The sequence below is a fragment of the Pseudomonas sp. NPDC087346 genome (assembly GCF_044744235.1).
GTDB lineage: Bacteria > Pseudomonadota > Gammaproteobacteria > Pseudomonadales > Pseudomonadaceae > Aquipseudomonas.
The window spans coordinates 21,157-36,916 of record NZ_JBIUXX010000006.1; the positions used below are offsets into that span (position 1 = coordinate 21,157).

Consider the following 15,760-nt stretch of genomic DNA (forward strand, 5'->3'; position numbering starts at 1 on the left):
CGGCTGATACACCGCGTTCGCGAGCAAGCCCGCTCGCGCATTGATTTGTGCCTTGTTCATTTCTCCCCAGGCGTCCTGTCTGCCAGTTGTTCTCATTCGCTAATTTTTCCGGTCTGGATTCGTTTTATAGGGACGACGTGCCTTTGTGCTTCCTGCCTACTGATCCGGATGCTAAGAAATGAATGCTGAAGACTCCTTGAAACTTGCTCGCCGGTTTATCGGGTTGCCCCTGGAAAAGCGCCAGATGTTCCTCGCGGCCCTGCAAAAGGAGGGCGTGGATTTCGCTCGATTCCCGATCCCCGCCGGCATTGAAGCCGAGGATCGCCAGGCGTTGTCCTACGCGCAACAGCGGATGTGGTTTCTCTGGCAACTCGATCCGCAGAGCGGCGCCTACAATTTGCCGGGTGCGGTGCGCCTGAGCGGGCAACTGAATCTGGCGGCGCTGGAACAATCGTTCGCCAGCCTGGTGGAGCGTCACGAAACTCTGCGCACAGTATTCCAGCGCCAGCCTGACGACAGCTTGCGGCAAGTGCCGGCCACCGCGCCGCTGATCATCAATCACGAGGATTTCAGCGCACTGCCGGCCGATGAGCGCGAGCAGGCGGTCAGCCGTGCTGCCGAACAGCAATCGGTGCAGCCGTTCGATCTGGCGACGGGCCCGTTGCTGCGTGTGTCCCTGCTGAAGCTCGGCGCTGATGAACACGTTCTGCTGCTGACCTTGCACCACATCGTCTCCGATGGCTGGTCGATGAACGTGCTGATCGACGAATTCATCCGCTGCTACGACGCCTTTGATGCTGGCGCGCAGCCGCAACTGGCGGCGCTGGCGGTCCAGTACAGCGACTATGCGCTGTGGCAGCGGCGCTGGCTGGAGGCCGGCGAGCAGGCGCGGCAATTGCAATACTGGCAGGCACAACTGGGTGATGAACATCCGGTGCTGGAACTGCCGCTGGATCATTCGCGTCCGGCAATGCCGAGCTATCGCGGCACCCGCTACGAATTCGCTGTCGACGGCCAATTGGCCGAGCAACTGCGCAACACCGCACAGAAGCATCAGGTCACGCTGTTCATGTTGTTGCTCGGTGCCTTCAATGCGCTGCTGCACCGTTATACCGGCCAGACCGACATCCGCATCGGCGTGCCGATCGCCAACCGCAACCGTGCGGAAATCGAAGGCCTGATCGGCTTCTTCGTCAACACCCAGGTATTGCGCACGCAACTCGATGGTCAGACCCGGGTCGATGATCTGTTGCGCGCCATCAAGGAAACCGCGCTCGGCGCTCAGGCCCACCAGGATCTGCCGTTCGAGCGGCTGGTCGAGGCCTTGAAACTGGAACGCAGCTTGAGCCATACGCCGCTGTTCCAGGTGATGTACAACCACCAGCCACAAGTTGCGGATCTGGCCAATGTCGGCACAGCGTCGGGCCTGTCGTTGAGCAGTCTCGACTGGCAGAGCCGCACGACTCAGTTCGACCTCAGCCTGGACACCTGGGAGAAGGGCGGCAAGTTGCATGCGGCACTGACTTACTCCAGCGATCTGTTTGATGCCACGACCATCGAGCGTATGGCGCGGCATTGGACGCGTCTGCTCCAGGCGATGGTCGCCGATACCTCGCAACGGGTTGGCGAGTTGCCGTTACTCGATGCCGCCGAGCAACACACGCTGGTGCATGACTGGAACAATGTGCAGGCGGTGTACCCGACCGGCCAGCCGATTCATCATCTGATCGAAGCGCAGGTAGCGCGCAATCCAGATGCACCGGCGCTGGTGTTTGGCGAGAACACGCTGACCTATGCCCGACTCGATGCCCGAGCCAATCAGTTGGCGCACTTGCTGCGCGAGCAGGGTGTTCAAGCGGATAGCCTGGTCGGGATTTGTGTCGAGCGCTCGGTCGAAATGGTCGTTGGCCTGCTGGCGATCCTCAAGGCTGGTGGTGCCTATGTGCCGCTCGATCCGGAATACCCGCAGGAGCGCCTGGCCTACATGGTCGAGGACAGTGGCATTACCTTGCTGCTGACTCAAAGTTCGCTGCTGTCGCGAGTGCCGACTGATGGCGTGCAGGTGATCATTCTCGATCAGGAGGCCGACTGGCTGGATCGCTACAGCGAGAGCCGCCCGCAGGTGGTGGTCGATCCGTTGCATCTGGCGTATGTGATTTACACCTCGGGCTCCACCGGCAAACCGAAAGGTGCCGGCAACAGCCATGCCGCACTGGTCAACCGTTTGTCCTGGATGCAGGAAGCGTATGCACTGGACGACACCGAGTCGGTGTTGCAGAAAACCCCGTTCAGCTTCGACGTGTCGGTGTGGGAGTTTTTCTGGCCGCTGCTGACTGGCGCTCGTCTGGTGGTCGCCGCACCGGGGGCGCATCGCGATCCGCTGCAACTGATCGAGACCATCAACCGTCATGCCATCAGCACACTGCACTTTGTGCCGTCGATGTTGCAGGCGTTTATCCATGAGCCGGGCGTCGAAAGCTGCGCAGGTCTGAAACGTATCGTGTGCAGCGGCGAAGCCTTGCCGCTGGATGCGCAACAGCAGGTGTTCGCCAAGCTGCCGAATGCCCACCTGTACAACCTCTATGGCCCGACTGAAGCGGCCATCGACGTCACTCACTGGACCTGCGTCGATGAGGGCGCCGACAGCGTGCCGATTGGCCGGCCGATTGCCAACCTGCGCACGCATGTGCTGGATGCCGAGCTGCTGCCGGTGCCGAGCGGTGTCGCCGGCGAGTTGTATCTGGGCGGGGCGGGGCTGGCGCGCAGTTATCATCAGCGTCCGGCGCTGACAGCCGAACGTTTTGTGCCGTGCCCGTTCCATGACGGAGCGCGGCTGTACCGTACCGGAGACCGCGTACGCCAGCGTGCCGACGGAGTGATCGAATACCTCGGTCGTCTCGATCATCAGGTCAAATTGCGCGGTCTGCGCGTCGAACTCGGCGAAATCGAAACCCGTCTGATGCAGCATCCGCTAGTGCGAGAGGCCGTGGTGCTGGTGCAGGGTGGCAAGCATCTGGTCGCGTATCTGGTGCTGGAAAATGCCCAGGCGGACGAGCAATGGCAGCAGGACGTCAAGGCGTGGTTGCTCGGCAGTCTGCCGGAATTCATGGTGCCGACCTATCTGATGACGCTGGCCAGACTGCCGGTCACCGCCAACGGCAAGCTCGACCGCAAAGCCCTGCCACAACCCGACGCCGCGTCGCAGCAAGCATTTGTTGCGCCGCAGGACACGATGCAAATAGCCCTCGCGGCGATTTGGGAAGACGTGCTCGGCCTCGAACGCGTCGGCCTGGAGGACAACTTCTTCGAACTCGGTGGCGACTCGATCATCTCGATTCAAGTGGTCAGCCGCGCTCGGCAGGCGGGTATTCGCATCAGTCCACGGGACTTGTTCCAGTATCAAACCGTACGCAGTCTGGCGCTGGTGGCCAAACTCGACAGCCACAGTGCGATCGATCAGGGGCCGGTGACCGGCGAGGCGTTACTGGGGCCGATCCAGCAGCAGTTTTTCAGCCGCGTGATGCCGCTGCGCGAGCACTGGAACCAGTCGTTGTTGCTGACGCCTCGCGAGCCGCTGAACGCGCAGTGGCTGGACGCTGCGTTGACGCGAGTGCTCAACCATCACGATGCCTTGCGCCTGCGATTTGTCGAAGGCGCCGATGGCTGGCAACAAGTTTATGGCCCGCAAGTCGAGAGCGCTGATCTGTGGCAGCGCGATGCCGAGTCCACCGAGCAACTGACGGCCTTGTGCGATGCCGCACAGCGCAGCCTTGAATTGGCAAACGGCCCGCTGTTGCGGGCGCTGCTGGTGACGTTGGCCGACGGCACTCAGCGGTTGTCGCTGATCCTGCATCACCTGGTAGTCGATGGTGTTTCCTGGCGGGTGCTGCTGGAAGATTTGCAGCAAGCCTACGAACAACTGGCCGCTGGCGGCGGCGTGCAGTTGCCGGCCAAGACCAGCGCATTCCAGAGCTGGACGCAACGCTTGAGTGGCGAAGCAGCGCGCTTCGACGATCAGTTGGCCTACTGGAAAACCCAGCATGAGGCCGCGCAGGATCTGCCGTGCGAACGCCCGCAAGGCAGTTTGCAGAATGTGCATGGACAGAAAATCGAATGGCGTCTGGACGCCGAGCGCACCCGGCAACTGTTGCAACAAGCGCCGGCGGCCTATCGCACGCAGGTCAATGACCTGTTGTTGACAGCGCTGGCGCGTACCGTCAGCCGCTGGAGCAAACAGCCGGGCACCCTGATTCAACTGGAAGGTCACGGCCGTGAAGATCTGTTCGACGACATCGACCTGACGCGCACCGTGGGCTGGTTCACCAGTCTGTTCGCGCTGAACCTGACCTGCACCGATGACCTCGATGGTTCGATCAAATCCATCAAGGAGCAACTGCGCGCCGTTCCGGACAAAGGCTTGGGTTATGGCGTGCTGCGTTATCTGGCCGCGCCGCACATACGCGAAGAACTGGCAGCACTGCCACAGCCGCGTATCACCTTCAACTATCTGGGGCAGTTCGACCGTCAGTTCGACGAGCAGGCACTGTTGGTGCCGGCCACTGAGAGCGGCGGTGCCGCACAGGACCAACAAGCGCCGCTGGATAACTGGCTGACCGTCGAAGGTCAGGTGTATGGCGGCGAGTTGAGCCTGAGCTGGGGGTTCAGTCGCGAGATGTTCGACGTCGCCACCGTTCAGCGTCTGGCCGATGATTACGCCGCCGAACTCGTCGCGCTGATCGAACATTGCTGTGCGCTCGAAGCGCCACAGGCCACGCCGTCGGACTTCCCGCTGGCACGTATCAGCCAGGCACAACTGGATGCCTTGCCGGTGGCTGCTGCCGCCATCGAAGACTTGTATCCGCTGTCGCCGATGCAGCAGGGCATGTTGTTCCACACCTTGTACGAACCGCAGGTCGAGGCTTATATCAGTCAGATGCGCCTGGACATTCAAGGCCTCGATCCGCAGCGCTTCGCCGCTGCCTGGCAGGCGGTGCTGGAGCGGCATGACGTGCTGCGCAGCAGTTTCCATTGGCAAGGCCTGAACAGCGCTCATCAGGTGATCAGCCGTCAAGTGGTGTTGCCACTGGAATTGCTCGATGGCAGTGCCACCGGCATCGACACCGCCGCGCTGGCCGACGCCGAACGCGCCCGTGGTTTCGATCTGGACAGCGCGCCATTGTTGCGACTGAAACTGGTCCGCACTGCTGCCGATGCCTGGCACCTGATCTACACCAGCCACCACATTCTGATGGACGGCTGGAGCAATGCGCAGTTGCTTGGCGAGGTGATTTCGCACTACGCCACTGGCCGTGCGCAACCGGCGCCAGTGGCGAATTACCGTGATTACATGGGCTGGTTGCAGCAGCAATCGGCAGTTGCCGACCGGCAATTCTGGGACGCCACGCTGGCCCCGCTGCAAGCGCCGACGCTGCTCGCCGACGCAATGCGTGCGCCGGTGGACGGGCAGGGCAGCGGCGAGCACCGCGAGCTGATCGACGAACCGACAACCCGCCGTCTGGGCGAGTTTGCCCGCCAACAAAAAGTCACCCTCAACACCTTGTTGCAAGCGGCCTGGAGCCTGTTGTTGCAACGCTATACCGGGCAGGATTGCGTGGTGTTCGGTGCGACCGTGGCCGGTCGTTCGGCGCCGCTGCCGGGGATCGAGCAGCAACTGGGACTGTTCATCAACACCTTGCCGCTGGTCTGCAACCTGCGTCCGGACCACAGCGTCGGCCAGTGGCTGAGTGACTTGCAGGCACAGAATCTGGCGCTGCGCGAATACGAGCATGTGCCGCTCTATGACATTCAGGGCTGGGCCGGGCAGCAAGGATCAGCACTGTTCGACAGCCTGCTGGTGTTCGAAAACTTCCCGGTAGCTGAAGCCCTCAAACAAGGTGCGCCAGCAGGTCTGACTTTCGGCAACCTGCACAACCATGAGCGCACCCACTACCCGCTGACGCTAGGCATCGAACTGGGTGCCAGCCTGAGCCTTGAACTGGGCTACGACGCGGCACGTTTCAGCGCGGCGCAGGTGCAAACGCTATGCGCCAATCTGCGGCATCTGCTGGAACAATTGGTCGCCAGTGCCCAGACCCGACTGGGTGCCTTGCAACTACTCGATGCAACGGCGCTCCGGACGATGCTCGCCCACTGCCAGCCACCGGCGGTGCAGTTGCAGCAGCAAGGCCTGGTGCACGAGCGCATTGCCGCACAGGCGCGCGTCACGCCGCAGGCATTGGCGGTACAGGCTGGCGAACTGAGGCTGAGCTACGGCGAGCTGAACGCTCAAGCCAACCGCCTCGCCCATCGTTTGTTGGCAAGCGGCGCGGCGCCGGGCAAACGTGTCGGCCTGGCCTTGCATCGCAGCCCGCAGATGATTGTCAGCCTGTTGGCGGTGCTCAAGACCGGCGCGGCCTACGTGCCGCTCGATTCGAAGTACCCGACGCAGCGCCTGGCCTACATGATCGAAGACAGCCGTCTCGATCTGTTGCTGAGCAAGTCCGGCCTGCTGGACGACGTCGCACTGCCAACGGGCCTGGTACGTCTGGACCTGACGGACATCATCACCGAGTTGGCGGCTTACCCCGACAGCGACCCGCAGAACACCGCAGTTGCCGCTGATCTGGCCTACGTGATTTACACCTCTGGCTCCACCGGCCAGCCGAAAGGCGTGGCCATCGATCATGCTGCCTTGCAGGAGTTCTGCCAGACCGGCGCCGAGTATTCGCTGCTGGAGGCGCAGGATCGGGTGCTGCAGTTTGCGACGTTCAGCTTCGACGGCTTTGTCGAGCAGTGCTATCCGCCATTGTGCGTGGGTGCGGCGCTGATCCTGCGCGGTGACGAATTGTGGGACGTCACCCGCCTGGCCGACGAAATCGTCCGGCACGACGTTACCTTGGCCGACTTGCCGGCGGCTTACTGGTTCCTGTTGGCCCGTGAATGCGCGAGTGGCAACGTCAAGGGGCTGGGCAAGTTGCGCCAGGTGCACGTTGGCGGCGAAGCGATGTCGGTCGAGGGTTTGCGTCTGTGGCATGAAGCCGGCCTGGGCCACGTGCGTCTGCTCAACACCTACGGGCCGACCGAGGCCACGGTGGTGTCCAGCGTGCATGAGTGCCGCTTGAGCGATGCCAGCGACAGCTTCGGTATTCCGATTGGCCGGGCGATTGCCGGTCGTGCCTTGTATGTGCTCGACAGCGCCGGTCAATTGTTGCCGGCCGGTGGTGTCGGCGAGTTGTGCATTGGCGCGGGCGCCTGTCTGGCGCAGCAGTATTTCGACCGTCCGGCGCTGACCGCCGAACGCTTCCTCCCGGACCCGTTCGCCCGTGAGCCGGGTGCGCGTCTGTATCGCAGTGGCGACCTCGCCCGATACAACCAAAACGGTGACCTGGAGTATGCCGGGCGTATCGACCATCAAGTGAAAATCCGCGGTTTCCGCATCGAGATGGGCGAAATCGAAGCTTGCCTGCAAGCGCTGGACGGCGTGCGAGCGGCAGCGGTCATCGCTCAGGAATTTGCCGGCGGCGCGCAATTGGTCGCCTGCGTGGTGGCCGAAACCGGCCGCGAACCGGCGCTCGGCGAAGCGCAATGGCTGGCGCAGATCAAGGCTGCATTGCAACAGGCGCTGCCGGATTACATGGTGCCTGCGCACCTGCTGGCATTGGCCGCGTTGCCGCTGAACAACAACGGCAAACTCGACCGTGCGGCACTGCCGAAAATTGATTTCAGCCTGGTACAGACGGCTTACGTCGCGCCGCAGACCCTGCTGCAGGTGCAACTGGCAGACATTTGGCAAGCCGTGCTGGAGTCGGGGCCGGTAGGCCTCGACGATCACTTCTTCGAGCGCGGCGGTCACTCGCTGCTGGCGACTCAGGTGATCTCCCGGGTACGTCAGGTGCTCAAGCGCGACGTGCCGATGCGTACCCTGTTCGAACACCCGACCCTTCAGGGGTTTGCCACGGCGTGCAGTGCTTTGCAGCACAGCGAAAGCCTGCCGATGCTGGCCGTCACGCGTGGCGAGGGGTTGCGCTTGTCATATGCCCAGGAACGTCAGTGGTTCCTCTGGCAACTGGAACCGGACAGCGCCGCTTACCATGTACCCAGCGCATTGCGCTTGCACGGGCCGCTGGACATCGCCGCGTTGCAACACAGCTTCGAACAACTGGTCGCGCGCCATGAACCGTTGCGTACCACGTTCCGTCAGGATGACGAGCGCACGGTGCAGATCATTCATCCGCAAGGCTCGTTGCTGATTGAACAGCAGACATTGCCGCAGACCGATGCGGGCACCGTGCAGCACTGGGTACAGGCGCAGATCAGCCAGCCGTTCGACCTGCTGAACGGACCATTGCTGCGAGTCAGTCTGCTGCGAGTAGCGGCAGACGAGCATGTGCTGGTGATAACCCAGCATCACATTGTCTCTGATGGTTGGTCGATGCAGGTCATGGTTCGTGAACTGATGGCGCTGTATGCCGCGCAACGCAGTGGACAATCCATCGAGCTGCCTGCACTGACCCTGCAATACGCCGACTTCGCGCAATGGCAGCGTCAATGGATGGACGCCGGCGAACGCCAGCGGCAACTGGACTACTGGGTCGCACAATTGGGCGGCGAACAACCGGTGCTGGAATTGCCATTGGATCACTCGCGCCCGGCGGTGCAGAGCTATCGCGGTGCACGCCAGGATCTGGCGCTCGAACTGGCACTGAGCACGCAACTGCACGACCTGGCCCGGAGCGAAGGCGTGACGCTGTTCATGCTTCTGCTGGCCTCTTTTCAGACTTTGCTGCATCGCTACAGCGGTCAGGATGACGTGCGTGTCGGCGTGCCGATTGCCAACCGCAATCGCGCTGAAACCGAAGGCCTGATCGGCTTCTTCGTCAACACTCAAGTGATGCGTGCGCGGTTTGACGGTGAGCCGGGTTTCCGCGATCTGCTGATGCAAACCCGGCAAGCGGCGCTCGGTGCCCAGGCCCATCAGGACCTGCCGTTCGAGCAACTGGTCGAGGCGCTGGCGCCGGAGCGCAGCCTCAGCCACAGCCCGCTGTTCCAGGTGTTGTTCAACCATCAAAGTGCACAAGACCCGGTGACAGCCGTCAGCGATCTGCGCGTTGAAGGCCTGATGTGGAACAGCGCCACAGCGCAGTTCGATCTGACCCTCGACACCACCGAAACCGACGCCGGACTGATGGTCAGTCTGACCTACGCCAGCGATTTGTTCGACGCTGCAACCATCAGCCGTCTGCTCGGGCATTGGCAGGCGCTGCTACGCGGCATTGTCGCCGCGCCGCAGCAAGCGGTGCAGGCGCTGCCGATGCTGGACGCCGAAGAGTGTCAGACCATCATCCAGGACTGGAATGCCACGGCGACCGATTACCCGCTCGACCGCAGCGTGCAACAGTTGATCGAAGCGCAGGTGCTGCAAACTCCCGATGCCCCGGCTCTGGTGTTCGCTGAAACGCGCCTGAGCTACGCAGAACTCAACGCCCGGGCCAACCAACTGGCGCACAAGCTGATTGGCGCCGGTGTCGGCCAGGAAAGTCTGGTGGGTATTGCTGCCGAGCGTTCGATCGAAATGGTCGTCGGCCTGCTCGCGGTGTTGAAGGCTGGTGGCGCCTATGTGCCGTTGGACCCGGAGTACCCGCAGGATCGTCTGCGCTACATGATCGAGGACAGCGGCGTGCAATTGCTGCTGACCCAGGCGCATCTGGTTGATGCACTGCCATTGAGTGGTCAGGTGCAAACCCTGTTGCTGGACGCGCCGCTGGGTGCTTACCCGACGGTCAATCCGCAGGTGATGGTTAACGGCGAGAACCTCGCTTACGTGATCTACACCTCCGGCTCCACCGGCAAACCGAAAGGCGCTGGTAACCGTCATGTCGCAATGACCAACCGCTTGTGCTGGATGCAACAGGCTTACGCCATCGGCGCAGGCGACAGCGTGCTGCAAAAGACCCCGTTCAGCTTCGACGTATCGGTATGGGAGTTCTTCTGGCCGCTGATGACCGGTGCGCGTCTGGTGGTGGCGGCTCCGGGCGATCACCGCGATCCGGCAAAACTGGTCGAGTTGATCAACCGCGAACGGATTACCACGCTGCACTTCGTGCCGTCGATGTTGCAAGCCTTCCTGCAGGACAGCGACGTCGCCACTTGCGCCAGTCTGCAACGCATTGTCTGCAGCGGCGAAGCGTTGCCGGCGGATGCCCAGCAACAAGTGTTCGCCAAGCTGCCGCAGGCCGGTCTGTACAACCTTTATGGCCCGACCGAAGCGGCCATCGACGTGACTCACTGGACCTGTGTGGAGGAGGGCCGCGACAGCGTGCCGATCGGTCAACCGATCGCCAACCTCGGCTGCTACATCCTCGACGACCAACTGCAGCCGGTACCGGCGGGTGTGTTGGGCGAGTTGTATCTGGCCGGTATCGGTCTGGCGCGCGGTTATCACCAGCGCCCGGCGCTGACCGCCGAGCGTTTTGCGGTCAGCCCGTTCGGCAATGGCGAGCGGATCTACCGCACTGGTGACCTGGCGCGTTATCGCGCCGACGGGGTGATCGAATACGCCGGGCGCATCGACCATCAGGTCAAATTGCGTGGGCTGCGCATCGAACTCGGCGAGATCGAAGCGCGCCTGCTCGAGCATGCCGATGTACGCGAAGCTGCGGTGTTGGTGATCGACGGCAAGCACTTGACCGGGTACGTCGTGCTGGCGCAGGAAGCCCCCGATTGGCGCGATGCCTTGATGCTTCATCTGCACAGCGGCCTGCCGGAGTACATGGTTCCGAACCAGTGGCTGAGTCTGGCGCAGATGCCGCTCAGCCCCAACGGCAAGCTGGATCGCAAGGCGTTGCCGAAACCCGAGCTGAATCAAGGCAAGGCACAATACATCGCGCCACGTACCGAACTGGAGCAACGCATCGCCGCCGTCTGGGCCGATGTGCTGAAGCTGGAACGGGTAGGGCTGAGCGACAACTTCTTTGAACTGGGTGGCGATTCGATCATCTCGATTCAAGTGGTGGCTCGCGCTCGTCAGGCGGGCATTCGCTTCACGCCGAAAGACCTGTTCCAGTACCAGAGCGTGCAGGCGCTGGCCGGCGTCGCCACGCTGGGCAGCAGTGGTTCGCAGGTTCCTCAAGGTCCGGTCAGCGGCATGACACCGTTGCTGCCGTTCCAGCAGTTGTTTCTTGAATCAGAGATTGCCGAGCGCCATCACTGGAACCAGTCGGTGTTGCTCAAGCCGGCACAAAATCTTGACGCTGCGGTGCTTGAGCAAGCCTTGCAGGGCCTGGTGAATCACCACGATGCGTTGCGTCTGGCGTTCACCGAATCGGCTGACGGCTGGACCGCCAGCCATCGTGAGCCGGCGGCCAGTCATACCTTGCTGATGCAATCCGCCGTGGCCGACGATGAGCAGATGCAGGCCGCCTGCCTTGCGGTTCAACGCAGCTTCGATCTGGCGCAAGGTCCGTTGCTGCGCGGCCTGTTGCTGACCCTGGCCGATGGCTCGCAACGTTTGTTGCTGGCGGTTCACCATTTGGTGGTCGATGGGGTGTCGTGGCGAATTCTGCTCGAAGACCTGCACAGCGCTTATGTGCAGGTCCAGCAGGTCCAGCCGTTGAAACTGCCGGCCAAGACCAGCGCCTTCAAGCACTGGGCCGAACGCTTGCAGCAACATGCCCCGCAACGCGCAGATGAACTCGAACTGTGGCGTGCGCAATTGACCGGTGCGGTGCCGGATCTGCCGTGCAACAACCCGCAGGGCAGTCTGCAGAACCGTCACGCGCACACGGTGCAGACGCGCATCGACCAGACCCTGACCCGACAACTGTTGCAACAGGCCCCGGCGGCCTATCGCACTCAGGTCAACGACTTGCTGATGACCGCACTGGCACGAGTGATTTGCCGCTGGAGCGGTCAGCCATCGACGCTGATCCAGCTCGAAGGTCATGGCCGTGAGGATCTGTTCGACGGTATCGATCTAAGTCGTACCGTGGGCTGGTTCACCAGCCTGTTCCCGGTGCGTCTGACCCCGACTGAAACCTTCGACGGTTCGATCAAGCAGATCAAGGAACAGTTGCGCGCGATTCCCGACAAGGGCCTGGGCTTTGGTGTGCTGCGTTACTTCGGTGATGAGGCGACCCGTCGTGAGCTCGCGGCATTGCCAACCCCACGCATCACCTTCAACTATCTGGGGCAGTTCGATACGCAGTTCGACGAAGCGGCGCTGTTTGTGCCGGCCAGTGAACGTGGCGGTGACGAGCAGAGCGCGTTGGCGCCGCTGGGCAACTGGCTGGAGCTTAACGGTCAGGTCTATGCTGGCGAGCTGAGCCTGGGCTGGACCTTCAGTCGCGAGATGTTCGACGACGCCACGGTACAACGTCTGGCCGATGATTATGCTGCGGAACTGGCTGCACTGATCGCCCACTGCTGCGATCCACAGCATGCCGGGATCACGCCGTCCGACTTCCCGCTGGCACCGCTGAGTCAAAACCAGCTCGATGCCTTGCCGGGCGCCGGAGCCGATGTCGAAGACATCTATCCGCTGTCGCCAATGCAGCAGGGCATGTTGTTCCATAGCCTGTATGAGCAAGGCTCGGGGGATTACATCAACCAGATGCGCGTCAGCGTGCAGGGCCTCGATGCCGAGCGTCTGCGTCAGGCCTGGCAAGCTGCGGTGGACAGTCATTCGATTCTGCGCACGCGGTTTGTCTGGATCAGCGAGCAGGAACAACCGCTGCAGATCGTCCAGCGTCAGGCACAACTGCCGTTCAGCCTGCACGACTGGCGCGGACGCAGCGATCTCGTCCAGGCACTCGACAGCCTGGCGCAGGAACAACTGCAACAGGGCTTTGATCTGCTGCAGGCGCCGTTGCTGCGTCTGGTCCTGGTGCGCACTGGCGAGGACAGCCATGAAATGCTCTACACCAGCCATCACATCCTGATGGATGGCTGGAGCAATTCGCAGTTGCTCGGCGAAGTGTTGCAGCGATACGCCGGTGAAACGCCGCTCGCGCCAGTGGGCCGTTATGCGGACTACATCGGCTGGCTACAACGTCAGGACAGTCAGGCCAGCGAGCGCTTCTGGAGCGAGCGGCTGGCTGATCTGGACGAGACGACGCACCTGGCTCGCAGTTGCCTCGACAATGCCGCAGCGTCCGGCGTCAGCGGTTATGCGCAACACACGCGACTGCTGGACACAGAGCAGACGCTGCGTCTGGGCGAGTTCGCCCGCCAGCAGAAAGTCACCCTCAATACGCTGGTGCAGGCCGCGTGGCTGTTGCTGTTGCAACGTTACACCGGTCAGCAGACCGTTGCGTTCGGCGCTACGGTCGCCGGTCGTCCGGCAGAATTGCCGGGTATCGAGCAGCAGGTCGGGTTGTTCATCAATACGCTGCCGGTGATTGCTCGTCCGCGTGCCGAGCAGAGTCTTGAGGACTGGCTGCAATCGGTGCAGGCACTGAATCTGGCCATGCGCGATTTCGAATACACACCGCTGGCGGATATTCAGCGCTGGTCAGGACAGCGCGGTGAAGGACTGTTCGACAGCCTGTTGGTCTTCGAGAACTATCCGGTCTCCGCAGCCCTGAACAGCGGTGCAGCGCAGGGCCTGCGTTTTGGTCAGGCGTCCAGTCAGGAGCAGACCAATCTGCCGCTGACCGTACTGGTGGACATGGGCGAGAGCCTGTCGTTGCAGTTCGCTTATGCCTGTCAGCATTTCAGCGCAGCGCAGATCGAGCAGATCGGCGGCCACTTGCAGCACCTGTTGCAGCAAATGGCCGTTTCGCCGGCTCAGCGGCGGCTGTCCGAGATCGGCCTGTTCGACGCCGTGCAGCAACAAGCGGTGCTGCGCGACTGGAACCGCGAGCCGGCGACTTTCGCGCAAACCTGCACCTTGCAGCAGTTGATCGAAGCGCAAGTTCGTCAGTCGCCGAATGCGATTGCCGTCAGCCTGGGTGATGAGCAATTGACCTACGGCGAGCTCAATATTCGAGCCAACCGTCTGGCTCATGGGTTGATCGCCCGAGGGGTGGGCGCCGACGTACTGGTCGGGCTTGCCGCCGAGCGCTCGATCGAAATGATCGTCGGCCTGGTAGCCATCCTCAAGGCTGGCGGTGCTTATCTGCCGCTGGACCCGCAGTACCCGGCCGAGCGCCTGCAATACATGATCGAAGACAGCGAAATCACTCTGTTGTTGATGCAACCGGGCGTGCTTGATCACCTGGAACTTGCGCCCAGCGTCGAGACGTTGTTGCTGGGCGATGACGCGACCTGGCAGGCGCAACCGGCCAATGATCCACAAGTCTGGGCCGACAGTGCCAGCCTCGCCTATGTGATCTACACCTCGGGCTCCACCGGCAAGCCGAAAGGCACGCTGCTGGCGCACGACAATGTGCTGCGTCTGTTCGAGGCCACCGATGGCTGGTTCGGTTTCGGTTCCGAAGATCGCTGGACGCTGTTCCACTCCTACGCATTCGATTTCTCGGTCTGGGAAATTTTTGGCGCGCTGTTGCACGGCGGGCGTCTGGTGATCGTGCCGCACACAGTCAGCCGTTCGCCGCAGGAGTTCTACGAGTTGCTCTGCCGCGAGCGCATAACCGTGCTTAACCAGACGCCGTCGGCCTTCAAACAACTGATGCAAGTGGCTTGCGATACTCCACAGGCTCAGCAGCCGTCGCTGCGTTATGTCGTGTTCGGTGGCGAGGCGCTGGAAGTGCGCAGCCTGCGCCCATGGTTCGAACGTTTCGGCGATTCGGCTCCGCAGTTGGTCAACATGTACGGCATCACCGAAACCACGGTGCACGTGACCTATCGTCCGCTGAGTCTGGCCGATCTGGAACAGGATGCCGGCAGCCCGCTGGGCGATCCGATCCCGGATCTGGGCTGGTATGTGCTCGACGCTGACCTCAACCCGGTGGCCAAGGGTTGTATCGGTGAACTGCACGTCAGCGGTGCTGGCCTGGCACGCGGTTATCTCAAGCGCGCGGACCTCAGCGCCCTGCGCTTTGTACCCAACCCGTTTGGTGATGTCGGGGCGCGTCTGTATCGCACCGGTGACCTGGCACGTTATCGCGCTGATGGGCGCATCGAGTACGCCGGACGCATCGACCATCAGGTGAAGATTCGTGGCTTCCGTATCGAACTGGGCGAGATCGAGGCGCAATTGCTGGCGCTGCCGCAGATTCGCCAGGCTGTGGTGCTCGATCAGCCAGGTGCCGGTGGTGTGCAACTGGTTGCGTATCTGGTGGCCGATCAATCGGTGGAACTTGATCAGCAGGGCCAATGGCGTGAACACCTGCGTCAGGCGCTCAAGCACAACTTGCCGGATTACATGGTGCCGGCGCATCTGTTGCTGCTTGACAGCCTGCCGCTGACCGCCAACGGCAAACTCGACCGCAAGGCGTTGCCGCAACCGGACGCCAGTTTGCTGCAAAACGTCTACGTGGCGCCGCAAAGCGAACTGCAACAGCAGATCGCAGGGGTTTGGGCCGAAGTGCTGAAGCTGGAGCGGGTGGGCCTGAGCGACAACTTCTTCGAACTCGGCGGTCACTCGCTGCTGGCGACCCAGGTGGCACTGCGCCTGCGGGAACTGCTGGGCTTCGAAATTCCGTTGGCAAGCCTGTTCGCCAGTGCCGATCTGGCGGCGTTTTGCGCTGCCGTTCAAGCCCTGCAACCAGATTTGCAGCCCGTTCATGATGTTTTGGCTAAATCCTTGGAGGCTCTCAATCGTTTATCAGCAGATGAACTTGAAAAACTGATTTCCTGAGAG

1 protein-coding gene is annotated in these 15,760 nt (G+C 62.1%); it reads left to right on the forward strand.

Annotated features, from left to right (window positions below; translation table 11 throughout):
- The first annotated feature begins 178 nt into the window (after nucleotides 1-178).
- Entirely contained in the window at nucleotides 179-15,757 is a 15,579-nt protein-coding gene (locus ACIOZM_RS05600; RefSeq protein WP_401210475.1) for a non-ribosomal peptide synthetase, read from the forward strand.
- The last annotated feature ends 3 nt before the right edge of the window (nucleotides 15,758-15,760 follow it).